Annotated in this window: 25 protein-coding genes; 12 read left to right on the top strand and 13 right to left on the bottom strand. The window is 74.4% G+C overall.

Annotated features, from left to right (window positions below; genetic code table 11):
- Positions 1-52: 52 nt before the first annotated feature.
- The 4 genes from AB0469_RS38205 to AB0469_RS38220 form a co-directional block, all read right to left on the bottom strand.
- Positions 53-262 carry a hypothetical protein gene (locus AB0469_RS38205; RefSeq protein ID WP_366456195.1) on the bottom strand — a complete coding sequence of 70 codons (210 nt, stop codon included), beginning with the start codon at positions 260-262 and terminating at the stop codon, positions 53-55.
- Complete coding sequence (locus tag AB0469_RS38210; RefSeq protein WP_366456196.1) at positions 259-666, bottom strand: hypothetical protein; 408 nt, start codon at positions 664-666, stop codon at positions 259-261. Before AB0469_RS38210 ends, AB0469_RS38205 begins: the two co-directional genes overlap by 4 nt.
- 150 nt (positions 667-816) lie before the next feature.
- Positions 817-2,268, bottom strand: coding sequence for a HAMP domain-containing sensor histidine kinase (locus tag AB0469_RS38215; RefSeq protein ID WP_366456197.1), 1,452 nt, complete (start codon positions 2,266-2,268; stop codon positions 817-819).
- Positions 2,265-2,966 carry a response regulator transcription factor gene (locus AB0469_RS38220; protein ID WP_366456198.1) on the bottom strand — a complete coding sequence of 234 codons (702 nt, stop codon included), beginning with the start codon at positions 2,964-2,966 and terminating at the stop codon, positions 2,265-2,267. Before AB0469_RS38220 ends, AB0469_RS38215 begins: the two co-directional genes overlap by 4 nt.
- 160 nt (positions 2,967-3,126) lie before the next feature.
- Between AB0469_RS38220 and AB0469_RS38225 the strand changes: the two genes are divergently transcribed.
- Both AB0469_RS38225 and AB0469_RS38230 read left to right on the top strand, forming a co-directional pair.
- On the top strand, positions 3,127-3,513 hold the full coding sequence (locus AB0469_RS38225) for a VOC family protein (RefSeq protein WP_366456199.1): 387 nt from the start codon (positions 3,127-3,129) through the stop codon (positions 3,511-3,513).
- A gap of 127 nt (positions 3,514-3,640) precedes the next feature.
- Entirely contained in the window at positions 3,641-4,732 is a 1,092-nt protein-coding gene (locus AB0469_RS38230) for a PP2C family protein-serine/threonine phosphatase (RefSeq protein WP_366456200.1), read from the top strand.
- Positions 4,733-4,761: 29 nt separating this feature from the next.
- Here AB0469_RS38230 and AB0469_RS38235 read toward each other — a convergent pair whose 3' ends face one another.
- Positions 4,762-5,619: a helix-turn-helix transcriptional regulator gene (locus AB0469_RS38235; RefSeq protein ID WP_366456201.1), complete on the bottom strand. Its 858-nt coding sequence runs from the start codon at positions 5,617-5,619 to the stop codon at positions 4,762-4,764.
- Between the two features lie 137 nt (positions 5,620-5,756).
- On the opposite strand from AB0469_RS38235, the gene AB0469_RS38240 reads away from it, so the two are divergent.
- Positions 5,757-6,536, top strand: a complete 780-nt coding sequence (locus AB0469_RS38240) for an NAD(P)H-dependent oxidoreductase (RefSeq protein WP_366456202.1) — start codon at positions 5,757-5,759, stop codon at positions 6,534-6,536.
- Positions 6,537-6,576: 40 nt separating this feature from the next.
- On the opposite strand, the gene AB0469_RS38245 is transcribed toward AB0469_RS38240, so the two are convergent.
- Positions 6,577-7,587 carry a polysaccharide deacetylase family protein gene (locus AB0469_RS38245; RefSeq protein WP_366456203.1) on the bottom strand — a complete coding sequence of 337 codons (1,011 nt, stop codon included), beginning with the start codon at positions 7,585-7,587 and terminating at the stop codon, positions 6,577-6,579.
- A gap of 210 nt (positions 7,588-7,797) precedes the next feature.
- Here AB0469_RS38245 and AB0469_RS38250 point away from each other — a divergent pair, with 210 nt between their 5' ends.
- The gene (locus AB0469_RS38250) at positions 7,798-9,423 is read left to right on the top strand and encodes a putative glycoside hydrolase (protein ID WP_366456204.1); all 1,626 of its coding nucleotides are present in this window, start codon (positions 7,798-7,800) and stop codon (positions 9,421-9,423) included.
- A gap of 84 nt (positions 9,424-9,507) precedes the next feature.
- On the opposite strand, the gene AB0469_RS38255 is transcribed toward AB0469_RS38250, so the two are convergent.
- Entirely contained in the window at positions 9,508-10,296 is a 789-nt protein-coding gene (locus tag AB0469_RS38255; protein WP_366456205.1) for an SDR family oxidoreductase, read from the bottom strand.
- A 95-nt stretch (positions 10,297-10,391) separates the two neighbouring features.
- Between AB0469_RS38255 and AB0469_RS38260 the strand changes: the two genes are divergently transcribed.
- The 3 genes from AB0469_RS38260 to AB0469_RS38270 all read left to right on the top strand — a co-directional run bounded on the left by AB0469_RS38260 (position 10,392) and on the right by AB0469_RS38270 (position 12,638).
- A complete protein-coding gene (locus AB0469_RS38260) occupies positions 10,392-10,988 on the top strand; it encodes a TetR/AcrR family transcriptional regulator (protein ID WP_366456206.1) in 597 nt (198 codons plus the stop codon).
- A 93-nt stretch (positions 10,989-11,081) separates the two neighbouring features.
- The gene (locus AB0469_RS38265; RefSeq protein ID WP_366456208.1) at positions 11,082-11,954 is read left to right on the top strand and encodes a hypothetical protein; all 873 of its coding nucleotides are present in this window, start codon (positions 11,082-11,084) and stop codon (positions 11,952-11,954) included.
- Positions 11,955-12,128: 174 nt separating this feature from the next.
- On the top strand, positions 12,129-12,638 hold the full coding sequence (locus tag AB0469_RS38270) for a RidA family protein (protein WP_366456209.1): 510 nt from the start codon (positions 12,129-12,131) through the stop codon (positions 12,636-12,638).
- An 87-nt stretch (positions 12,639-12,725) separates the two neighbouring features.
- Here the strand turns inward: AB0469_RS38270 and AB0469_RS38275 are convergent, their stop codons facing one another.
- The 3 genes from AB0469_RS38275 to AB0469_RS38285 form a co-directional block, all read right to left on the bottom strand.
- Positions 12,726-13,274 (bottom strand): SUKH-4 family immunity protein, encoded by a 549-nt coding sequence (locus AB0469_RS38275; RefSeq protein ID WP_366456211.1) that lies wholly within the window; start codon positions 13,272-13,274, stop codon positions 12,726-12,728.
- A 157-nt stretch (positions 13,275-13,431) separates the two neighbouring features.
- Positions 13,432-13,779, bottom strand: coding sequence for an STAS domain-containing protein (locus AB0469_RS38280; protein ID WP_366456213.1), 348 nt, complete (start codon positions 13,777-13,779; stop codon positions 13,432-13,434).
- A 74-nt stretch (positions 13,780-13,853) separates the two neighbouring features.
- On the bottom strand, positions 13,854-14,489 hold the full coding sequence (locus tag AB0469_RS38285) for a TetR family transcriptional regulator (RefSeq protein ID WP_366456214.1): 636 nt from the start codon (positions 14,487-14,489) through the stop codon (positions 13,854-13,856).
- A gap of 86 nt (positions 14,490-14,575) precedes the next feature.
- Here AB0469_RS38285 and AB0469_RS38290 point away from each other — a divergent pair, with 86 nt between their 5' ends.
- Positions 14,576-16,102: an FAD-dependent monooxygenase gene (locus AB0469_RS38290; RefSeq protein WP_366456215.1), complete on the top strand. Its 1,527-nt coding sequence runs from the start codon at positions 14,576-14,578 to the stop codon at positions 16,100-16,102.
- 30 nt (positions 16,103-16,132) lie between these two features.
- Here AB0469_RS38290 and AB0469_RS38295 read toward each other — a convergent pair whose 3' ends face one another.
- Positions 16,133-16,909 (bottom strand): M15 family metallopeptidase, encoded by a 777-nt coding sequence (locus tag AB0469_RS38295; RefSeq protein WP_366456238.1) that lies wholly within the window; start codon positions 16,907-16,909, stop codon positions 16,133-16,135.
- A gap of 461 nt (positions 16,910-17,370) precedes the next feature.
- Here AB0469_RS38295 and AB0469_RS38300 point away from each other — a divergent pair, with 461 nt between their 5' ends.
- A complete protein-coding gene (locus tag AB0469_RS38300; protein WP_366456216.1) occupies positions 17,371-18,558 on the top strand; it encodes an alpha/beta hydrolase in 1,188 nt (395 codons plus the stop codon).
- A gap of 45 nt (positions 18,559-18,603) precedes the next feature.
- Here AB0469_RS38300 and AB0469_RS38305 read toward each other — a convergent pair whose 3' ends face one another.
- Positions 18,604-19,182, bottom strand: a complete 579-nt coding sequence (locus tag AB0469_RS38305; protein ID WP_366456217.1) for a pyridoxamine 5'-phosphate oxidase family protein — start codon at positions 19,180-19,182, stop codon at positions 18,604-18,606.
- 295 nt (positions 19,183-19,477) lie between these two features.
- Between AB0469_RS38305 and AB0469_RS38310 the strand changes: the two genes are divergently transcribed.
- The 3 genes from AB0469_RS38310 (at position 19,478) to AB0469_RS38320 (ending at position 22,335) form a co-directional block, all read left to right on the top strand.
- Positions 19,478-20,155, top strand: a complete 678-nt coding sequence (locus AB0469_RS38310) for a macro domain-containing protein (RefSeq protein ID WP_366456218.1) — start codon at positions 19,478-19,480, stop codon at positions 20,153-20,155.
- 61 nt (positions 20,156-20,216) lie between these two features.
- Positions 20,217-21,848: an ADP-ribosyltransferase domain-containing protein gene (locus AB0469_RS38315; protein WP_366456219.1), complete on the top strand. Its 1,632-nt coding sequence runs from the start codon at positions 20,217-20,219 to the stop codon at positions 21,846-21,848.
- Positions 21,849-21,960: 112 nt separating this feature from the next.
- Entirely contained in the window at positions 21,961-22,335 is a 375-nt protein-coding gene (locus AB0469_RS38320; RefSeq protein WP_366456220.1) for a hypothetical protein, read from the top strand.
- A gap of 13 nt (positions 22,336-22,348) precedes the next feature.
- On the opposite strand, the gene AB0469_RS38325 is transcribed toward AB0469_RS38320, so the two are convergent.
- Positions 22,349-22,948 carry a CGNR zinc finger domain-containing protein gene (locus tag AB0469_RS38325; RefSeq protein ID WP_366456239.1) on the bottom strand — a complete coding sequence of 200 codons (600 nt, stop codon included), beginning with the start codon at positions 22,946-22,948 and terminating at the stop codon, positions 22,349-22,351.
- Between the last annotated feature and the right edge of the window lie 75 nt (positions 22,949-23,023).

The raw sequence follows: 23,023 nt of genomic DNA on the forward strand, positions 1-23,023 counted from the left end.
GCCGCGGGCCGCCCCGGTAGCGGCGGGGGGGCCCGTCACGGCCGGGGGCGGGTCAGTTGTTCTGCGAGGCGTCCGCGTCCGCCTGCGCGGCCGCGCTCTCGGCGGCGTCCAGCTTCGCCTGCATGTCCGCGGCCTGGCCGTCGGCGCCCGCCGACTGCTCCGCCTTCGGGTGGGCGGCCGCGCCGCCCCCGCAGCCGGTCAGCAACAGGACGGCCCCGGCGGCCAGGGCGGCGAGTGCGGCCGCGCCGCGGCCGGACCTCACTTGGAGCCCTGCGCGGTGCACCAGGTGGACACGGCCTTCAGGTCCGCCTGGCGCTTCTGCAGGGTCGGCACCAGGCCCTTGCGGAACGTCAGACGGTCGTTCAGGTACGTCTGGACCTCGGTGTGACCGGCGTTCTTCGCCTCCGTGACGCGCTGCTCCAGGCGGGCGATCGAGCCCCCGACGGTGGCGTCGCCGTTCAGCCGGGTGAGGGCGGTGCTGATCCGGGCCTCGGTCTTCGGCAGGCGCTTGCAGATCGACTTCGCGCCGTCGCCCTTCGGCGCGGACTTCGCGGATGCGGCGGGGCTCGGCGAGGTGCTGTCGGCCTGGGCGGGCCCGGCGGAGAGCAGCGCACCGGCCAGGGCGGCGGCGCCGATCGCGGCGGCGGTCCTACGGTTCGCGAGCATGGTGGAATCCCCTTCGGTGCGACGGACCGACGCGTGGGCGCGCCGGCCGGACAGGACGCTAGGGAGCGTTTTTGTGGATTCCTTGTGACCGCCCGCCCGGCCGCACGGGACCCCTCCGGCCCGGCCGGGCGGGGTACCCGCAACCGCCACTCAGTCGCCCCGGGAGATCCAGTCGCGCCGTACGGGCAGCCGCAGCGTCGGCTCGTCGTCCGCGGCCAGCGGCAGCCGCACCTCGAAGCGCGCGCCGACGCCGCCGGGTGCCTCCCCCAAGGCGACCGTGCCGCGGTGCAGCGCGGCCTGCTGGGCCACCAGGGTGAGCCCCAGGCCGGAGCCCGGGCTGCCGGGCCGGTGGTGGAACCGGTGGAAGACCGCCTCGCGCTCGGCGGGCGGCACCCCCGGTCCCTCGTCGTCCACCGTCAGCACCGCGGAGCCGCCCTCCGCGCGCAGCCGGACCGTGACCCGGGGCGGCTCGCCCGGCCGGCGGCCGTGGACCACCGCGTTGCGCAGCAGGTTGTCGAGCATGATCTTCAGGCCGGAGTCCCAGCCGAACACCCGCAGCTCCGCCGGCAGCTCCACGTCCGGCTCCAGCCCCTCCCCGCCGTGCCGCCGTGCCGCCTCGCCGGCGGCGGCGTCCACCAGCTCGCACAGGTCGAGCGGGGCGAAGGCGGAGACCTCCACCAGGTCGCCCAGCGCGAGCATCCGCAGCGCCCCGAGCAGTTCGAGCAGCCGGGCGTGGTCGCTGCGCAGGTCCCGCACCACCTCGGCCCGTTCGACGGGGGAGAGGTCGGGGTGGGCGGCGAGCACGTCCAGGTCCGTCTGCATGCTCATCAGCGGCGTGCGCAGCTCGTGCGAGGCGGCGGAGGAGAAGGACCGGGCGGTCTCCAGCGCCTGCGCGGTCCGCGCCGCCTGCTCGTCGTAGCGGGTCAGGAGCTGTCCGATCGCGGCGGACAGCTCGTCGACCTCGGCGATGTTCGCCGGCGGGCCGGCGAAGGCCGCCGCCCCGGCCGCCGGGTCCAGTGCGGAGGCCCGCCCGCTCAGGCGCCGTACGGAGGCGGTGGCCCGGCCGGCGAGCCCGTACGCGAGGAGCCCGGACACGGGGGCGGCCAGCAGCGCCACGAGCAGCACCCGCCGGCGTACGGCGGCGACCTGCGGGTCGGTGGACGAGGCCGGGGTGAAGATCCACAGGTTCCCGGGCGCGGCGCCGGCCACGGGCACGCTCAGCACCCGCCAGGCGTGGCCCTTGGCGCGGACCGTGAGCGGGCCGTCCGGCGTCCGGTCGGGCAGCCGCACCGCCGCGTCGGGCTGCGGACCGCCCTCCAGGACGGTCGTCCCGTCCGCGCCGCGCACCCGGATGCCCGCGTCGAGGACGTCGCCGAGCACCTTGCGGTGCTGGTTCTGCTCCGCCTTCGGCCGGCCGTTGCGGTCGGCGGCCAGCAGGGCCCGGGCGTCGGGCAGCACGGCCTCGGCCCGGTCGTGCAGCCGAGCGTCCTGCTGCTGGCGCAGGTCGCGGCTGACCAGCCCGAGCACGAGCAGGCCCGCGGCCAGCACCAGCAGCGGCATGACCACGGTGACCGAGAGCGCGATCCGGGTGGCGAGCTTCACGATCCGTTCCCCCCGGCCGGCTCCCGCAGCACGAAGCCGACCCCGCGCACCGTGTGGATCAGCCGGGGCCGTCCGCCCTCCTCCAGCTTGCGGCGCAGGTAGCTGACGAACGTGTCGACCGCGTCGGTGCGCACCTCGAAGTCGTAGCCCCACACCCGGTCCAGCAGCTGGTCCCGGGTCAGGACGATGCCCGCGTTGCGCACCAGGGCGGCCAGCAGCTCGAACTCCCGCCGGGTGAGGTGGACCTCGGTCCCCCCGTGGCGCACCTGGCGGGTCGCCTGGTCCATCTCCAGCGGCCCGGCGCGCAGCACGTCCCGTCCGCCGCGCGCCGGGCTGCGCCGCAGCAGGGCGTGCAGGCGCAGCACCAGCTCCTCCAGGGCGAAGGGCTTGACGAGGTAGTCGTCGGCGCCGGCCTGGAGCCCGGCGACCCGGTCGGCCAGTTCGTCCAGGGCCGACAGCATCAGGACGGGGGTCTCGTCACCGCGTGCGCGCAGGCTCCGGCACACCTCCGTACCCGTCAGCCCCGGCATGGACACATCCAGGACGAGCACGTCCGGGGTCCGTGCGTCCACCACCGCGAGGGCGGCCGGCCCGTCCTCGGCGAGGACGACGGCGAAGCCGCTCAGCCGCAGCCCGCGCTCCAGTGAACGCCGGATGGCGGCGTCGTCGTCCGCCACGAGCACCACTGCCGTGTCCACGTTGCCTCCCGCACCCGCCCTGCCCGAACCGGGCCCGACCCTCTCACAGGCCTCCGCGGCGACCGGAGGCGGGCCCCGTCACCGCTCCGCCGGCCGACGCGTACCACCGGAAAGCGCGCTCGCGCCCACGGCCGGGTGCCCGGAGCGGCACAGTGGGGGCATGGTCCACGTACTGGGCAGCAGGATCCTGCTGAGCCCCACCGATCCCGAGCGCTCCCGCGCCTTCTACGGCGGCACCCTCGGCCTGGCCGTCCATCGGGAGTTCGGCACCGGCCCCGAGCGCGGCACGGTCTACTTCCTCGGCGGCGGCTTCCTGGAGCTGTCGGGCCGCGCCGACGCGCCGCCCGCGCCCGGGCTGCGGCTGTGGCTCCAGGTGGAGGACGTCGAAGCGGCCCACCGGGAGCTCGGGGAGCGGGGCGCCGAGGTGCTGCGGCCGCCGCTGCGCGAGCCCTGGGGGCTGATCGAGATGTGGATCGCGGACCCCGACGGCGTACGCATCGCCGTCGTGGAGGTGCCCGGGGACCACCCCCTGCGCTTCCGCCCCTGAGCAGGAGGGGCGGCTTCGGGGAGGCGCCCGGGGCGGCCCGCCGCGTCCCGTCCGGCCCCCGGGGCGGGCGGCCGGGCGGGTCCGCCAGAGCGCGCTGCGCCCACGTCGCGCGCATATCCTGAACAGTGTGATCGAGTCAGGACGGCCGCGGCAGCACCGGCGCCACGGCCGGGGGTGGCTGGTGCGGCTGTCACCGGTCGTGCTGACCGTCGTGATCGCCAGCCTGGCCTACGCCACTCCGCCGGAGATGGCCTTCAGCCGCCTGCTGCCCGCGGCGCCGGCCCTGGCCGCCGCCATGTGGCCGGTCCTCCCCACCGTGCTGCTCGGCACGGTCTGCCTCCTCCTGATGATCGGCCTCAGCCTCGTCTTCCCGGACCTGGGGACGTGGTGGACGGCCGCCGGGATCATCGCGGTCACCGTGGCCGCCGCGTACGGGAGCCATCTGCGGCTCCAGCGGGAGCGCACCCTCTTCCAGGTGCGGCTGGTCGCCGAGGCGGCGCAGCAGGTGGTGCTGAGCCCCCTGCCCCGCCTCCTGGGCGACGTCGAGATCGAGTCGCTGTACCTCGCGGCCGCGGCGGAGGCCCGCATCGGCGGGGACTTCTACGAGGTGGTCGACACACCGTACGGGGTCAGGCTGCTCATCGGTGACGTGCGGGGCAAGGGCCTGCCCGCGGTGGGGGCGGCCGCGGCGATCGTGAACGCCTTCCGGGAGGCGGCCTACGACGAGGCCGACATGATCGACGTCGCCCGCCGGCTGGACGCCAGCAGCACGCGCTACAACGCCGCCTTTCCGCCCGACGGGCCGATGGAGCGGTTCGCCACCGCCCTGCTCGCCCAGATCCCGCACGGGGGAGGCCGGATCGACATCCTCAACTGCGGGCACCCGCCGCCCCTGCTCCTGAACCGCGACGGACTGCGCGTCCTGGAGTCCGGCACCCCCTCGCCCCTGCTCAGCCTCGCCGAGCTGATCGGCGGTCACTACTCCGTCGACGGTTTCGACTTCGCCCCCGGCGACCTGCTGCTCCTCTACACCGACGGGATCGCCGAGACCCGCGCCCGCGACGGCGAGTTCTTCCCGCTGACGGCCTGGATGAGCCGACAGCCCCCCACACCGCCCCGCGACCTGCTCACGGCCCTGCACCGCGACCTCCTGCGCCACAGCAGGGGCAGCCTCGACGACGACATCGCCGCCCTCGCCGTCCGCCTGCGCGACCCCTGAGGCGCCCCCGGCGGCGGTCCGCGGCAGGGCTAGCGGACCGGGTCCGCCGTCCCGGTCTCCGCACCGCGACGGACCTCGTCCCCGTCCGCGCCCAGGCCCGCGAGCAGGCGCAGCCCGTCCTCGGCGGGGCTGCCGGGTGCGGCGGACAGCACCAGCAGCTCCATGCCCGGGGCCTCGGGCAGGGCGAAGTTCTCCTGGTGCAGCTCCAGCGGGCCGACCAGCGGGTGCCGGTACGCCTTGCGCCCGTGCGTGCGGGCGCGGACGTCCGCACGGGCCCAGAGGCGGCGGAAGCGCTCGCTGCCCATCGCCAGCTCCCCGATGAGCGAGGCCAGGCGGGGGTCCTCGGGGTAGCGGCCGGCGGCCAGGCGCAGGTGGCCGACCACGTCGAGGGTGCACGTCTCCCACTCCGCGTAGAGACCGTGCTCGCCCTCCTCCAGGAAGAGGTGCCGGGCGATGTTCAGGCCCGGCAGCGGCCGGCCGAACAGGAGCCCGGCGAGCCCGTTCCCGGCGAGCACGTCGAGCCGGTGGTCCATGATCAGCGCGGGTGCGCCGGCCACCTGGTCGAGCACGCGCAGCACCTCCGGCCGGACCCGGCCGCCCGGCGTCCTCGCGCGGCGCCGGGGCCGTCGGGCCAGCCGGTGGAGGTGCCCGCGCTCGGTCTCGTCGAGGACGAGGACGCGCGCGAGGGCGTCGAGGACCTGCTCCGAGGGCTGGGTCGCACGGCCCTGCTCCAGGCGCACGTAGTAGTCGACGCTGACCCCGGACAGGTGCGCGACCTCCTCGCGGCGCAGTCCCTCGACCCGGCGCCGGCCGTCGGTGGGAATGCCGGCCGCCGCCGGGTCGACCCGGGCGCGCCGGGTCCGCAGGAAGCCCGCGAGATCGTCCATGCGCCCAGTATGGCCGCCGCGCCGTCCGCGAGGGTGGCCCTGCCAGTACCAGGAAGTCCCGTCCTACGGAAGGGCCGTCCCTGAACGCCGGGCGCCGCGGCCTCCAGGATCGGAGCAACCGAACCGGAGGAGTTCCCGTGAAGACGCTCATCGTCCATGCCCACCCGGAGCCGAAGTCGCTCAACAGCGCGCTGAAGGACCTCGCGGTGTCCACGTTGGAGAACGCGGGGCACGAGGTACGGGTGAGCGATCTGTACGCCATGGGCTGGAAGGCCGCCGTGGACGCCGCCGACTACGGCCCTCACGCCTCCAGTCCCCTGAAGGTGCCCCTCGACTCGGGGCGGGCCTTCGAGGCCGGCGCGCTCACCCCCGACGTCCTCGCCGAGCAGGAGAAGCTGCTCTGGGCCGACACGGTCGTCTTCCAGTTCCCGCTGTGGTGGTACTCGATGCCCGCGATCCTCAAGGGCTGGGTGGACCGGGTGTTCACCTACCGCTTCGCCTACGGGGTCGGCGAGCACAGCGCGACGAAGTACGGCGAGCGCTTCGGCGAGGGCACCCTCGCGGGCAGGAGGGCCCTGCTGTCGGTGACCGTCGGCGGCCCGCGGTCGCACTACTCCGCCCGCGGCATCAACGGCCCCATCGACGACCTGCTGTTCCCCATCCACCACGGGATCCTCTACTACCCGGGCATCGAGGTGCTGCCGCCGTTCGTGCTGTACGGCACGGACCGGGTGACCGACGAGGACTACCCGGCCATCGCCAGGGCCTGGGAGGAGCGCCTGCTCACCCTGGAGTCGACCGAGCCGATCGCGTTCCGGCGGCAGAACTTCGGCGACTACGAGATCCCCTCCCTGCACCTGAAGGAGGGTCTGGAGCCCGCCGGCCGCTCGGGATTCGGGCTGCACGTGCGCGGCTGACCCGGCACCCGGAGGCCGTCACCCGGCGGCCGGCCGCGGCTCAGTACGGCCGGGCCCGCTGCGCGAAGGCCGGCGACAGCTCGTTCTGCGCGGCGCGGGGGAAGGCGACCGTGGCGGGGTCCCCGTCCGAGACGTACCGGTCCTTGCCCGCGGCGAGCTTGTCCAGCCAGCGGGAGGAGCCGAACTCGGCGTCCTCGTCCTTCGGCCCCGCCGAGCGGATCCGGGGGATGGCGCCGGGGGTGAAGGACTTGGCGAACGGCGAGACCGACGGGTTGGAGCCCACGAGGTACACCCCGTCGTAGCGGTAGCCCGTCCCCCGCGCGGCGACCCCGGCCGGTTCGGGCATGGCGCCGAAGGGCAGGGCGAGCGAGGTGACGCGCGTCCCGGGCGCGGCCTTCTCGATCGCCCGCTGGCCGGCCGTGATCGCCCGCGCGGCGCCCGCCTGGTCCAGGGAACGCAGGTTCTCGTGGCGGTCGGTGTGGTTGGCGACCTCGTACCCGTGGTCCTTGAGCCAGGTCAGGGCCCTGGCGGAGCCGGTGGCGGAGAAGGCGTCCGCGTTGACGAAGAAGGTCGCCACCGGCTTGAACGCCGGGTGCTTCCTGGCCGTCTCCATCAGGAGGGAGACGGCGGTGTCCGGAGCCGGGGCGCCGTCCGCGCCGAGCCGCACCTGGCTGTTGGTCGAGTCGTCGAACGTGAGTACCACCGGGTGCGCGCCGGCCGGGATGTCGATGCGGCCCGTCTGGAAGTCCCGTGCGGTCACCGGCACGTAGCCCTCCCGCGCGAGGCGCTCCAGCTCGGCGCGGAAGTCGGCCGGGGTGCGGTCGTAGACGCTCGCCGGCTTCTCGGTGAGCTGGTGGTACATCAGCACCGGTACCTGGCCGAGTTCGTTGGCGCCGACCTCGGCCGGGTTCTTCACGGCGACGGGGGCGGCCGCAGGCGACGAGGCCGCGCGCGGCTGTCCGGCGGCCGGCGACTGACCCGGCGAACAGCCGGTGGCGAGCAGGGCGGCGGCGCCCGCCAGGGCGCCGAGCGGGACGAGCGGGTGGCGCATCGGAGGCCTCTCGACGGCGGATGTGTCGCGCCATACCTACCGGCGACGGGCGCCCGCCTACCGCACTGTCCCCTGCACGGCGTAGCCGCCGCGCCGGGGCCGTTCGCGGCCGTTCGCGTGAAATGTCGGCGCCGCGCGGGGGCCGGCCCGTGCAGCGGCAATGAATGGAGACAGCATCCGCCCGCACCCCCCGGCCCGAAGGACGTCACGATGTCCCGCACCCGCATACCGTACTCCGGCCCCTCCTCCCGCCACCGCCGTCCGGCCCGCCGGGTCGTCCTCATAGCGACGGCCGGGGCGCTCGCGCTGGCCGGAGCCGGCGTCGGCGCCTGGACGTTCCTGGCGCCCGGTCCCGGCATCGAGGGCGTGAGCGACGGCGCCGTCCTCGGCGGCCGCGCCGCCGCCCGGATGAGCGCCTACCTCGCCGCGGGGGCACCCGACGGCGGGAAGAAGCTGCACGCCACCCTGGACGGCGCGGAGGTCCCCCTCACCGCCGAGGGCACCCGCCTGAGACTGGGCCTCCCGCAGCTCAAGGAGGGCCGCCACACCCTGGTGGTGGCCGGCGGCAGCGGCCTCCCCTTCACCTCGCGCCGCCAGGTCGTGGGCTTCAGCGTGGACACCACGCCGCCCGAGCTGAAGGTGGCCGCCCCCGAGATCAAGGACGCGGCCGCCCCCGTGACCATCAGCGGCACCGCCTCCACCGACGCCGAAGTGAGCGTCAACGGGAAGAAGGTCCCCCTCGACCGGGCCGGCGCCTTCAAGGCCACGGTGCCGAAGGGCACACCCGTCGTCACGGTCACGGCCGTCGACCGCGCCGGGAACACCACCACGAGGGACGTGTCCGCCCGGGGCCGCCGGCCCATGGTCCGGGCCGCCCACATCACGGCCATCGGCTGGGGCGACGACACGCTGCGCGGCGGGGTCCTCGCCCTGGTCCGCAGCGGCAAGCTCAACGCGGTCGAGCTGGACGTCAAGGACGAGGACGGCGAGGTCGGCCACGCCTCCCAGGTGCCGCTGGCCCGGCAGATCGGCGCGGCCAAGGGCTACTACGACGCCCGCAAGGCGATCGCCGAGATCCACGCCGCCGGCGCCCAGGTCATCGGCCGCATCGTGGCCTTCCGCGACCCCAAGCTCGCGGCGGCCTCCTGGAAGGCCGGGAAGCAGGACCAGCTGGTGCTGACCCCGTCCGGACAGCCCTACGACGGTGGCCACTACGGCGCCCTGTCCTTCACCAACTTCGCCGACCCCGTGGTCCGCAAGTACAACCAGGACCTCGCCGTCGAAGCGGCCCGGCTGGGATTCGACGACATCCTCTACGACTACGTGCGCCGGCCGGACGGCCCGCTGTCGCAGATGCGCTTCCCGGGCATCGGCACCGCCACGCCCGAGCAGTCCATCACCTCGTTCGTCGCCGACACCCGCACCGCGCTGCGTCCGCACGGCAAGTACCTCGGGGTCTCGGTGTTCGGCATCGCCGCGACCCGGCCCACCGAGATCGCGCAGGACATCGGCGCCCTGGTCAAGGTCACCGACTACGTCGCACCGATGGTCTACCCGTCCCACTGGGCGCCGGGGGAGTACGGCGTCGCCCAGCCCGACACCTCCCCGTACGCGATCGTGCAGCGTTCGCTCGCCGACTTCGCCCGCCAGGCGAAGGGCACGCAGACCGAGATCATCCCGTGGCTGCAGGACTTCTCGATGGGCAGCAGCTACGGGCCGGCCGAGGTGGCCGCGCAGATCAAGGCCGCGGAGGACAACAAGATGAACTCCTTCATCCTCTGGAACGCCGGGGCCCGCTACCAGGGTGCGGCACTCCAGCAGATCAGCGCGCACTGACGCGCCGCGGCCGGCGCCGTCCGGCCGTGCGGGAGGCGGGTCCCCTGTCCGGGGGCCCGCCCTCCGCGTGCCGGCCCCGCGGGATCAGGCCTTCAGGATCCGTCCCGACACCGCCAGGGTGACGCGGCGCGGCGTCAGGGCGGCGGCTGCCGCGGAGATCCGGTTGGCCAGGCCGGCGACGATGCTCGGCGGGGTCTTGCCGCGCTCCAGCGCGCGGCGCGCGGCGGTCACGACCTGCTCGGGGGTGGCCATCCGGCCGACGGCCGCGTCCCGGCTGCCGACGACGTCGAAGAACTCGGTGCTGACCGGTCCCGGCGAGACGGCGAGCACCCGCAGGGGCGAGGCGCGGGTCTCGTAGGCGACGGCCTCGGTGAAACTGAGGACGAAGGCCTTGGTGGCGCCGTAGACCGCCATCGCGGGGGTCGGCTGGTACGCCGCCGCGCTCGCGACGGTGACCAGCGCGCCGCGGCCGTCGGCCGCGAGACCGGGCAGGAAGGCCCGGGTGAGCTCGGTGACGGCCACGACGTTCAGCTGGATCATCTCGTTGATCTGCGCGGGGTCCTGCCGGGCGAACGGGCCGTGGCTGCCGAAGCCGGCGTTGTTGACGAGGGTGTGGACCGTGATCCCGCGGGCGTCGAGCTCCGCGCGCAGCGCGGCCGCGGCCCCGGGCAGGGTGAGGTCGGCGGCCACCACGTGGGCCGTGATCCCGTAGCGCTTCTCCAGATCCGCGGCGATCCCCTCGAGCCGGTCGAGGCGGCGGGCGACGAGGACGAGGTCCGCCCCGCGCGCGGCCCACTGGCGGGCGAACTCGACACCGAGGCCCGCGCTCGCCCCGGTGATCAGGGCCATGGTCCCCTGGTATGTCATAGGCATCGTCGGCTGCTCCGTTTCCACGTGTTGAACGGTCTCGAATGTAGGCGGCGACATCATTGTAGTCAATGACAACATCAGGAAGAGGGGAGCCCGCCTTGACCGAGGGGCCCTACCACCACGGCAACCTCAGGGCCGCTCTGCTGGAGCGTGCGGAGACCGTCCTCACCGAGTCGGGTGCGGACGGCCTGTCGCTGCGCGCCCTGGCCCGCGACCTCGGGGTGAGCCACGCCGCGCCGTCCCGCCATTTCCGCGACCGGCGGGCGCTGCTGGACGCCCTCGCCGTCAGCGGCTTCGACCGGCTGAACGAGCGCCTGCGGGCCGCCGCCGACACGCCCGGGCCGGTGCCGGCGCGGCTGGCCGCCCTGGGGCGGGCCTACGTGGAGTTCGCCGTCGCCCACGCGCCCCTGCTGGACCTGATGTTCAGCGCCAAGCACGCCGACGGCTCCAGCACGGAGCTCCGGGAGCTGGGGCACCGCAGCCTGGACACCACCGCCGAACTGATCGCCCGGGCCCAGGCGGAGGGCGTCGTCCGCGCCGGCGACCCGGCCCGCCTCGCCCAGGTCGCCTTCTCCACCGTGCACGGCCTGGCCACCCTGGCCGTGGGGTCCCTCCTCGACGACACCCCGCTGGCCGAGGCGACCGACCTGGCCCTCGACGTCCTGCTCACCGGCCTGGAGCGGCCCGGCCGGTAGCTATTGAACGCGTTCAGTGCCGCTGGCAGGATGGAGCCGCGCCGCCGACGGGGCGGACGCGTTCGTTCCGCCGTGGCGCGAGGGGGGTCGACCGTGGACGGGGAGCGCTCGTACGGCCGGATGCTGGTGGTCTCGGCGCTGGTGGGCTGTCTGGAGGTCGCGCTCGCCGTCGTGGTGGTCCTCCTGTACGTCCGGACGCAGCCGCCGCCGGACTCCCCGGTCGACCACACCGCCCTGGTGGCCGGTCTGTTCTCGCTGGGCGGGCTCGTCGGCGCGGCCGCACTGCTCCTGTCCGCGGTCTTCGTCCTGCCCGCCGTGGCCCTGGCCGGCCGGCTCGGCCGTCCGACCGGCCGCAGCGAGGCGTGGTGGGTTCCGCCGGCGGTCGCGGCGCTGGCGGCCCCGCCGATCGCGGTCTTCGCGGCGTACGGCCACCTGGAGGTGCGGGGCGTCCTCGCCTTCTGGGCGGTGGCCGCGGCCGTGCTCTCGGCGGGCGGCCTGGTGGCCCGGCTCCGGCATCCGCGACTGGTCCGGCGCACCGCCCTGTGGGGTGCGGCGCTGGTGGCGGGAACGGGCCTGGCCGGCGTCCTCGGGTTCGCCACGGGCCTGCTGCCCGCGTACCAGCCGCCGGCGATCGGAGCGGCGGCCGTGCCCGGCACCTGGGCCGACCGCACCGGCGGGACGCTGGTCTTCACCGCCGACGGCCGGGTCACCGCCTCCGGCGTCGGCGAACACGCCCCCGACGACCCGCCCGCCGGCCCGTCGCGCCGGTGCTCGGGCTCCGGCACCTGGTCCTACGCGCCCGGGCGGGACGTACGGAGCCAGGAGGTCCGCGTCGCCGTCCCCGGCTGCTCCTGGACGGCGTGGAGCGTCGGCGGCACCGCCCGCACGCCCCGGATCCACCGCCCCGTCGGCCCCCCGGACTCCGGGAAGCGGTACGAGCTGCGCAAGGCCGCCGGCGGCTCGTGACGCCGGAGCCCGGGTGGACGGCCCGTCGTGGACCCGCGTCCGGGCGGTGGAGCCGCCCCGTGCGGAAGCGGGCGCGCCGTTCGACGCGGGATCCATTCCCGTTCGAGGGGTTCTCGCTCGCACCCTGTCACTCTCGTCGCGCCAGGCTCCACTGGGGACGAAAGGACAAAGGGTATGACCAAGTCAGGGCGCAGGTTCGGTATCGCTGCCGTGGTGGCCGCGGTCGTGGCTGCGATGATCGCCGTCGTGGGACCGCAGGGAGCCAGCGCACAGGACCAGTCGCGCCGGGGCTGGGACCACTTCGGTTTCGGGGTCCCGTGGGAGGGCTCCTACGGGTACTCGCAGGCCATCCGGGCCGGTGACACGGTCTACATCTCGGGTCAGCTGTCGCACGACGAGGCCGGAAACCTGGTGGGCGTCGGCGACTTCGAGAAGCAGGTGCGGCAGTCGTTCGCCAACATGGACAAGGTGCTCGCGCACTACAAGATCCCGCGCAGCCAGATCGTCAGCATGAAGATCTACACCAAGGACCTGCGCAAGAACTTCGACACGGCGGCGCGCCTGCACAAGGAGTACGTCGGCAACCACCGCACGACCGACACCATCCTCGGTGTCAGCGACCTGGCGTTCCCCGACCAGCTGGTCGAGATCGAGGCCGTCGCGCTGGTGAAGCCCCGCTCCTGAACGAGCGGGCCGCGCGGGCGACGCCGCGCTTCTGATCGAGTGGGCCGCGCGGCCGTCGCCGCGCGGCCCGCTCGTCTGCGCGTCCGCCTACAGCATCGGGTAGGAGTCGAGGAACGAGGTCCAGAACCGGCTCCTGAACGGCAGGGGGTCCCAGCGCTCCGTCCCCTCACGGACGATCTCCTCCACGGCGGCCCAGTCGTGGGGGTTCGGGCGCTCGTCGGGCCCGGGCCGCTCCACCTCGAACTTGTAGACGAGGTACCCGAGGGAGGAGACGTCGCCGTGGATCCGCTCGTACCCGACCTCGGAACCGGGGTCGTCGACCCAGATCGTCCCGTCGCCGAGGTGCACGAGGACGACCGCCTGGAAGAGCATGCCCAGCGGTTGCAGCCTTCCGTGCGGGGTGTCGACGGGCCGGGGGTCCAGGTCCTCCGTGAAGGCCGTCGGCCGGCTCGAGGGATCGCGGTCCGCGAGCTCGGCGAGGATGCGGAAGAGTCCGTTGGAGTGCGGGATCCCCACCTCGGCCGCGAAGCGCGCGGCGTCCCCGTCCGCCCAGATCCGCGCCGCCGCGGCGGGCCGGAACCTCAGCAGGTCGCCGGGCGCGGCCTCCCGGACGACCACGGGCCACTCGATCCCCACCAGCACCGCTCGTCCGTCCTCCGTGTCCGCCCGCCCCGGGTCCCCGGGCGGTACTTCCGTACTCCGCCTTCCGTACTCCGCCCTGTGCGCGGCGCTCTTCCGCAGCGTAGCGGCCGCCTCCGACAGCCCCGCCGTCGGAGGCGGCCGGCGCCGCCGCTCAGGCCGCCACGGCGGGTTCGAGGGCGAAGAGGCCGACCGTTCCGGTGATCTCCAGCACCCTGATCATCTGGTGGCTGGGTGCCGCGAGGCGGAGGTGGTGGCCCCGCTCCCTGGCCTGTTCACGGGCCGTCAGCAGCGCGTTGAGGCCCGCGGAGTCGCAGAAGGACGAGTTCCTCAGGTCGAGGACGATGTCCGCGCCTTGGGGGGCCTCGCAGAGGCCGGTCCTGAGCGACGCGCGGAGCCGATCGACATGGTCGAGGTCCATGTCGCCGCTCACGGGCAGCACGTACCGGTCCGGACTCGCGGGGGACGTCGGGCGATCGGTGTGCTCCTTGCCGGTGGTCATGGCGTACCTCCTGGTATGCCGTGCTCCTGCCCGCCGGCGGATGCCGCATGCCTGCCCGGGGCGAGCGGCCCGGCTCAGCCGGGAAGGGCGTCGGCCAGGCCCGTGCCGAGGAGGCGGAAGGCCCGGTCGGCGGCGGCGACGGCCTCGGGGTACACCTCGTCGGCGGGGCGGCCCGCCTGCACCTGCTCGCTGTTGCGGTCGGCGAGCGCGCGCAGGACGGTGACGACCTGCACCGCCGCGAGCCGCGCGGTGAGCTCGTCGGCGCCCGCTTCCTCCAGCGCCCCGGCGAGGGCCGCGATACTGCGCCCCGCGTACCGCAGCAGCCGCTCGCTGAGGCTCGCCGTCGTGCTGAGCAGCCGGGCGAAGGCCACGGCGTCGGGGTCGGAGGTGAGCCCGGTGACCGGGTCCCGCCGGGCCAGGGCGTCGAGCTCGTGCGCGTGCAGGGCCGCCAGGGGGCTGGTGCCGGCCGGGCGGGAGCGCACCACGCGGGCCGATTCGTCCTCGTGGTCGGCGAACCGGTGCAGGACCAGGTCTTCCTTGGTGGGGAAGTACGTGAAGAGGGTGCGCTTGGAGACCTCGGCCGCCTCCGCGATCTCCACGATCGACACGTCGTCGAACCCGCGGCTCAGGAACAGCCTCAGCGCCGCTTCGAAGATCGTCTGCCGGGTGCGCTGCTTCTTGCGTTCCCGCAGTCCGAGTTGCTCAACCATGGGCCAACGATAGCAAGGGGGCACCCGGGCGAAAATTGCACCTGGTATAGTTCTCTACCAGGTGAAGAACTTCCTCGGGAGGCTCCATGAACACGCAGGTCACCGGTGTCATCGTCGTGGGGGCGGGCGGCGCCGGACTCGCGCTCGCCACCGAGCTCGCCCTCGCCGGCGTACCCGCCGTCGTGCTGGACCGGCTGCCCGGCCGCAACCTCCAGTCCCGCGCCGGGGCCATCCAGCCCCGGACCGCCGAGATGCTCGCGCTGCGGGGCCTGCTGGACGACGCCCTCGGGCGGTCGATCGACTACCGGCTCGTCGGCGGCCACTTCGCGGGACTGCCCGTCCCGCTGGACTACGCGGCGTGGGACACCCGCTATCCGCACCCCGTCCTGCTCCCGCAGGACCAGCTGGAGGCCGTGCTGGAGGACCGCCTCACCGAGCTCGGCGGCCGGGTGCTCAGGGAGCACCTGCTCACCGGCCTCCACCAGGACGCGGGCGGTGTCACCGTCACCGTCACCACGCCGGACGGTGGCGGACGGACGCTGCGGGGCCGCTACCTCGTCGCGTGCGACGGCGCCCACAGCACCGTGCGCAAGACCGTCGGGGCGTCCTTCCCCGGCCAGCCGGCCACGGTCCGCATGGGCACCGCCGACCTGCTGCTCACCGGTGACGTCGACGGCAGCACCGCCGGGCACATCAGCTCGCGGATCCACACCTCGCCCGAGGGACACTTCGCGATGATCACGCCCTTGGCGGACGGGCTCCACAAGCTGATCTTCAGCGGCCCGGGGACCATGCGGGCCGAACGCGACGCCCCGGTGACGCCCGAGGAGGTCCGCGAGGTGCTGCGCGCCACGCACGGCGGGGCCCTCGACGTCGCCGAGATCCGGTACGCCTCCCGGTTCAGCAACGCCAGCAGGCAGCTGGAGCACTACCGCCACGGCCGGGTGTTCTTCGCCGGCGACTCCGCCCACATCCACTCCCCGGCCGGCGGACAGGGGCTCAACCTCGGCGTCCAGGACGCCTTCAACCTGGGCTGGAAGCTCGCGGCCGTCCTGCGGGGCGAGACCGGCGAGGAACTGCTGGACACCTACCAGGGCGAGCGGCACCCCGTCGCCGCCCGGGTGCTCGCCCTCACCCGGGCGCAGGGCGTCGTCATGGGGCCGCAGCGCGACGGCGGGATCGGCGAGCTGCGCGACGTGCTCACCGACCTGCTCCGCCTGCCCGACGCCAACCGGTACATGGCCGGCGTGATGGCCGGGCTCGACCTCTGCCTCGCGTCCCCCGACGCCGCCGCCCATCCGCTGCTGGGCCTGCGCATGCCGGACGTCGACCTCGACCTCGTCGACGGCGACGGCGGGCGGGTCCGGTTCAGCGAGCTGACGCGCACCGGACGCGGCGTCCTGCTCGACCTGACGGGCGCCCCCCTCGACGCGGCGGCCCCCTGGGACGGCCGGATCATCCGCGTGCGGGCCCGGGCGGAGGCCGGCGCGCTCGACGCCGAGGCCGTGCTCGTCCGCCCGGACGGATACGTCTGCTGGGCCGGTGGCGCCGGTCTCGCCGCGACGCTCACCCGCTGGTTCGGCCCGGCCGGATCCGTGGCCGCGGGGGAGTGAGCGTCCTCGGGGAGTGCGCCGCCGCCCCCGTCAGGTCCGGTGCCCGGCGACCGAGCGGCGCGAGACGGGGAAGTCGAAGTAGGTGTCCGGGAAGAGCTCGGGCTTGTGGGTGAAGTGCCACCACTCCTCGGGCAGGTTGACGAACCCCTCGGCGGCCAGCGTCGCCTTCAGCAACCGGCGGTGCGCGCGCTGCTCTCCCCGGATCCGGGGGTCGTCGGTGTGGGACAGCGTGTCGAAGCAGTCGAAGCCCGTTCCCATGTCGGCGGAGTTGTCCGGGTACCGCTCGGCCTGCGGTGCGTAGCAGGGAACGGACTCCTGGCCCGGCCCCGGCGGGGGCGCGGGGAACACCGGGAGCGGGACGATCGTGAGGTCCATGGTGCTGCCGCGGCTGTGCCCGGACTTCCCGGCGATGTAGCCGTCCTCGAACAGGCGCGCCTTGTCGACCCGCGGGTAGAACTCCGCCTTCCGCCGCTCGTCGGCCAGGTCCTCGGCCCACCGGACGAAGTGGTCGACGGCCCGCTGGGGCCGGTAGCAGTCGTACACCTTCAGCGAATAGCCCTGGCGCAGGAGGCGCGACTGCGCCCGGTGCAGGGCTTGCGCGGCCGGTCGCGTCAGGATGCAGACGGGCTGCCGGTAGCCGTCGATCCGCTCGCCGACGAAGTTGTGCGCCGAGAGGTAGCGCATCTCCTGGACGATCGTGGGGTCGACGGAGTCCAGCGCGACGAATTCCCGGGGCGCACCCGGCTCCGGAGCCGGGGTGGCGGCGCCGGCGGACGGGGCCGTCGAGAACACGGCGGTGGCGGCCATGGTCACGGCGAGCCGCGCCATCGTCGACATGGTCATCGGGTGCTCCCTGGGTACGGGCCGGTTCGGGTGGGGACGGACGGTCCACTCGTCTGGTGGTCCGCTGCCGGGGGATCCATGCCGCGGCCCCTGCGCTCTGTCCGGCGCTGTGTCATGGATTGGCCGAAACCGACACCTGCCACCATGCGAACGGCGCAGCGGAGCGCGGGGCGGTGTCAGCGGCCCGCCGGCGGTTCGAGCGCCGCGGCGACGCGGGCGACCCCGTCCTCACTGGTCGGCCGCCGGGCGCGGTCACGGCAGGAGGGAACGCCCCCGGTCCTGCCGCGGTGGAGCCCCCGGCCGCAGGTCGAGTGCGGTTCGGCCTCCGGGTGCCCGGGGCACGGCCCATGCGGAGGAGGGCCGGTTTCCAGCCAATTCGCCATTGAGTTAGGTGAGGCTTACCTAACATCACTTAGGGTGCCGACATGAACAAGATCATCAGCATGGCCGCCGCGGCCGCGACGGCAGGGATCCTGCTGGCCGGCGGCCCGGCGCCCGCCGCCACCCCGGCGACCGCGACCCCCGCGGGCCGGGCGGACGCCCCCGCCGCCGTCCGGCTGGAACTGCCCCGCCCCACGGGCCCGTTCGCCGTCGGCCGCGACACCCTCCACCTCGTCGACGGCAACCGCAAGGACCCCTGGGTCCCGACCGCCGACCGGGAACTCATGGTGTCCCTCTACTACCCGGCCGTCGCCGGCACCGGCGACCCGGCGCCGTACACGACCCTGGACGAAGCCCGCGCCCTGCTCACCGACCGCGGCGAGCTCTCCCGCCACGCCACCGCCGAACAGGTCGCCGCCGTCCGCACCCACGCCCGCGAGGGCGCGCTGCCGCGCACCGGACACGGCCGCTACCCGCTCATCGTCCTCTCGCCCGGATTCGGCCTGCCCCGCTCCTCGCTCACCGTGCTCGCGGAGGACCTGACCTCACGCGGCTACGTGGTCGCCGCGCTGGACCACGCCTACGAGTCCGACGGCACCACCTTCCCCGGCGGGCGGGTACTCGCCTGCACCGCCTGCGAGCAGGTGTTCCCCGACCGGTCGCTGAGCCGGGTGTCCGACGCCCGCGCGCGTGACGTGACGTTCCTGCTGGACCGGCTCACGGGAGACCACCCCGCCTGGCGCCGCTCCCGGCTGATCGACCCCCGGCACATCGGCATGGCGGGCCACTCCATCGGCGGTGCCTCCGCGGCCGGGGCCATGGCGGCCGACCCCCGCGTGGCCGCCGGGGTGAACATGGACGGCACCTTCTTCGCCCCGCTGCCCGAAACCGGCCTCGGCAAGCGCCCCTTCCTGCTCCTCGGCGGCGACCCCGCCCTCCTGCCCCCGGACATCGAGGACACCAGCTGGGCCGACGCCTGGCCCCGGATGGACGGCTGGAAGCGCTGGCTGACCGTCACCGGCATGGGCCACCCCGGATTCACGGACTGGCCCGTCCTCTCCGAACAGGCGGGCTCACCCCACCCCGAGACCCCGCTGTCGGGCACCCGCTCGCAGCAGATCACCCGCGCCTACACGGGGGACTTCTTCGACCGGCACCTCAAGGGCCTGCCCGCGCCCCGGCTGGACGGCCCGGCGGCCGCCGACCCCGAGGTGGTCTTCCAGCGGAGCTGAACGCCCCGGCCGGCGCCCGCCCCCCGGCCGCGCGGGCGGGACGCCTCACCGCCCGTCCGCGCCGAACCGCCAGCGGGTCTGGCTGAATTCCGCGCCCCGTCCGAAGCCGAACACGGTACGGGGCGCGACCTCGAAGACCAGCGCACGGCCCGCCCCGGCGTCCTCCTCGGTCGGCGGGGGAGCGGCGGCGGCCGAGGTGCTGTCGAAGGCCCCGTCCCGCACCGCGAAGCGCCAGTCCGGGCCGTACTTCCCCTCCCAGGCCGCCGCCAGCCCCCGGAGCCGCTCCTCGTCGGAGACCCGGACCGCCTCGCCCTCGACGACCACGTCGAGGCCCCCGCCGTAGCGGTTGGTGCCGGTGGTGAGGACGACGTGCGGGTTGGCGGCGAGGTTGAGGCCCTTGCGCTCGGCCGGTCCGGTGGCGAAGTGCAGGGCCCCGTCCGCCCAGACGGCCAGCAGCGGGGTGACGTGCGGCCGTCCGTCCGGGCGCACCGTCGTCAGCCAGAAGATCTCGGCCTCCTCCAGGAGGGCGGCGGCCTCCGCCCACGGCGTGGCCGTGGCCCCGGGCGAGCTGTAGCGCGCGTCCAGCTCCGTCCGCGGCTCCCGTGCCCGGGCCTGTTCCCGCATCGCGGACTCCTCTCGTTTCGCCGGCCGCGGCCGGAAGCCGGGAGAGCGCGTTCCGGCCGCCGCGCCCCGCCGGGGTGTCCCGCGTCGAGGCATCATCCCCCGGCCGGACCCGGCCCGCGCAGGACGGCGGCACGGGGGTCGGGCGGTTGTCACCCGGGTGGGTGAATCCACCACGGACGCCCCGCCCCGGGATGCCGTGACGGCAGGTCACGGGGGCCGCACGGCAGCCGCGTTGTCAGTGGTCGCCGTTAGCGTCGGGGGTATTGGAAGGGCCGTTTCCCGACAGGAGTGGACGATGACCGAGAACCATGTGCAGCCCGTGCTCAGGGTCGTGCTGACCGACGTCAACGCGCGCGTGGTGCAGGCGTGGCGTGCGGCGTTCGCGGACACCCCCGCGATCGAGATCCGCAGGGGATCGATCCTCGACGAGGACGTCGACGCCTGGGTCACCCCGACCAACTCCCGGGGCCGGATGGACGGCGGCGTCGACGCCGTGATCAAGCGGCACCTCGGGGCCGGCATCCAGCTGCGCGTGCAGCGCGCGATCCGTGACCGGTTCGCCGGAACCCTCCCGGTGGGCAGCGCGGTCTGCGTCCCGTCGGGGGCGAGCGTCCCGCGGTACCTGATATCGACGCCGACCATGGTGGAGTCCTCGCAGAACGTGAAGGACACGCTGAACGTGGCCCTGGCGTGCGCCGCCGCCTTCCAGGCCGTCCACCGGCAGAACCGGCAGGCGCCGGGCAGCATCCGCTCGGTGGCGCTGGTCGGCATGGGTGCGCAGACCGGCAGGGTCCCCGCCCGCGTCTGCGCGAACCTGATGTGGACCGGATACACGCTCTTCCACGACCACTGGTTCGAGGACGACGACGAGCTGCGCGCCACGATCACCGCACAGCTCGACGGGATCGAGGGGGCGCCGGCCACGCAGCGGGTGCGGATCACGCCACCGAAAGGGCATTCCTTTCGTCGCTGACGCCGCCCACCCCGCCGGACCCCTCCACCCCACGAGCACGCAGACCGGGAGCCCTTCCCCCATGAGCAGCACCGCCGCCACGCCGGCCCAGTCCGACCCGAACGACCCGCTGAACCTCACCGAACTCTTCAAGGGCGGCGGCGAACCCTGGCTCCCGCTCCTGAAGCCCGTCATCGAGGCGCAGCCGGACGCCGCCCGGTTCATCGGCCAGGGCCGCAGCCCGGAGGTCGTCCCCGTCCGCGAGCTGACCTTCCAGGCCCTCAAGCCGAATCCGCCGCACAAGTGGAAGGTCGTCGTCTTCGGCCAGAACCCCTACCCGCGGCCGGAGAGCGCCACCGGCATCGCGATGTTCGACAACACCTTCAACGACTGGAAGGACAGCCAGTTCGGCAGGGTCGTCAGCATCCGCTGCCTCATCAAGGCGGCCGCGATGTGGAAGTACGGCATCGCCAAGAAGACGCCGATCGCCGACGTCCGCGCCCTGTTGAAGGAGCGGGACACCGTCCAGCCGCCGGAGTGGTTCCAGGCGATGCTCACCCAGGGCGTGCTGCTGCTGAACGCCGCCCTCACGGCCAGCGCCGACGGTGCGATGGCTGCGGACCGGCACACCGCGTTCTGGCGGCCCGTCGCCGAACGGATCGTCGAGGAGGTCCTGAAGGCCAAGCGGGACGCCGACGAGGAGGACCGCAGCGTCGTCTTCGCCTGGTGGGGCGCCCACGCCCGCAGCCTGAAGAAGGTCGTCCTGCGCCTCCAGGAGAAGTACCCGGAGGTGGAGGTACGGCACATCGACCACGCCAACCCCGCGGCCCAGGGCGACATCTTCTGCGAGGGGGACCACTTCACCACGGTGAACGACGCCCTCGCCTCGCTGGGCGCAGAGCCGATCGACTGGCTGCCGAGCAAGGGCTGGAACGAGGGGGCCGCGGGGGCCTCCGGCGCCGGCGCGGACGGTGATGTCGCGGCCCGGATGGGGGCGTTCATCGCCTCGACCATGGAGCTGCACCAGCTGTACCTGGAGCGGCTCACCAGCGTCAAGGACGAGGGCCTCGTCCTGCCGGCGATCACGGGCGTGTTCGACACGCCGCTGATGGACTTCCGGGAGGCGCTCGCCCCGGTCGCCGAGGTGCTCTCCGGCCTCGGCCGCCACATCGACCGCTCCCTCGAGTTCGGCAAGCGCCGGGCCGACGCGACGTCCGCCGCCGGCCGGCTGTCGGCCGACGCGATCGCCGCGCTCTACCTCTACACCTGCGAGTCCGCCTTCTACCGCGAGATCAACGCCGTCCTGCGCTCCCCGGACCGGACCAGGGTGGTGCCCTACATCCCCTACCTCCGGCTGCTGTTCTCGGCGGTCTCGCAGCTGCCCGCCCACACCAGTCCGCTGTGGCGAGGCGTGTCCCTGGACCTGCGGGCGCAGTACCCGGTCGGCGGGACCGTGACCTGGTGGGGCGTGTCCTCGTGCACCTCCGAGCTGAGCGTGGCCCGTTCCTTCCTGGGGAGCCGGGGCAAGCGGACGCTCTTCGAGGTGACGCCCTCCCGGGCGGTGGGGATCCGGAGCTTCTCGGCCTTCACCGGGGAGGAGGAGTACATCCTCGCGCCGGGCACCCGGCTCAAGGTGACCGAGGTGAGGACCGAGCGCGGAGGCCTGTGCACGGTGAGGCTGACCGAGGCGGAGGAGGGCTCCCTGATCTCCTGACGCCGGGGCCGCTGCCGAGGGGTCCACGGCGCGGGCGGCCGGTGCCCGGCGGATAATGGTGCCGCCGCGGACCGCCCCCGCGGCGCCCGCCGACGTGGAGGACGAAGGACCGATGACCCTGAGCGAAGGCCAGCGGGTGAAGCTCGCCGCGGACATCGGGCTGGCCGATGCGGTCGCACGGCCCACCGGCGCCGTCGTCGGCTTCCTCTCCCTGGGCGAGGGCGCGGCAGGCACGGTCGAACGGGTGGAGGGGCACCGGCCGCCCGGCCACGCGGTCCTGGAGTACGAGCGGCTGAAGTCGCTGCTCGGCGACTACGGTCACACGATGCCGGCGGAGAGCAGGAAGCGGCTGGAGGAGGAGGTCGCGGCCCTGGAGCCGGAGTGGGCCGCCTTCCAGCGCGAGGGGAGCCGGGTGACGGTCCGGGTCCGCTTCGACAACGGCTTCGTCCTCGACGGGGCCCACGAGGACGTCCTCACCCCCGCCTGACCGCCCGGCCCGGTCAGCCTTCCGCCCCCTTGCGGGCGCGGAAGGCCGCTGCCTTGGTGCGGTTCTGACAGGCCGTCGAGCAGAACTGGCGTGCCGCGTTCCGGGAGGTGTCGACGTACACCCGGTCGCAGCGGCCGGCCCGGCACACGCCCAGTCTGCCCGTCAGGCTGCCGGCCACCGCCAGGGCCAGCCCGGTGGCGCAGGCCGCGCTGTGGCCCGCCGCGAAGGAATCGCCGGCGCCGTGGAAGTGCAGCTGCCACGAGGCGGCCTCCCCCTCGCTCCCGCCGCCCGCCGTCCGGTCCAGGCGCGGCCGGGCCCCGCTGTCGCGCAACAGGCGGTTGACGGTGGTGGCGGCGTCGTCCGGCCTGCCGTCCTGCACGGCCTGGAAGACCTCGCGCATGCTCCGTGCCGTCGCGGCCAGGTACTCCGCCTGCGCGGCGTCGACGGTGCGCGCGAGCGAGCCCCCGGTGTGCGACACCGCGGCGTCGACCGCCGGCGGGAGCTCCGCTCCGCGGGGTGCGGCGTAGGGGCGGCCCCGGGCCTCTCCGTCGGTCAGTGCGTTCACGAGCGCCGCGGCCTGGTCCAGCAGCAGTGCGACGTGACTGTCGAACATCACTTGACCAGTCACTCCTTCGATGGCTAGCGTTCGTAACTGACATTAAATCATTCGGCAGTTACGTGGTGGTGA

This window comes from Streptomyces sp. NPDC093801, from assembly GCF_040701585.1.
Lineage (GTDB): Bacteria > Actinomycetota > Actinomycetes > Streptomycetales > Streptomycetaceae > Streptomyces.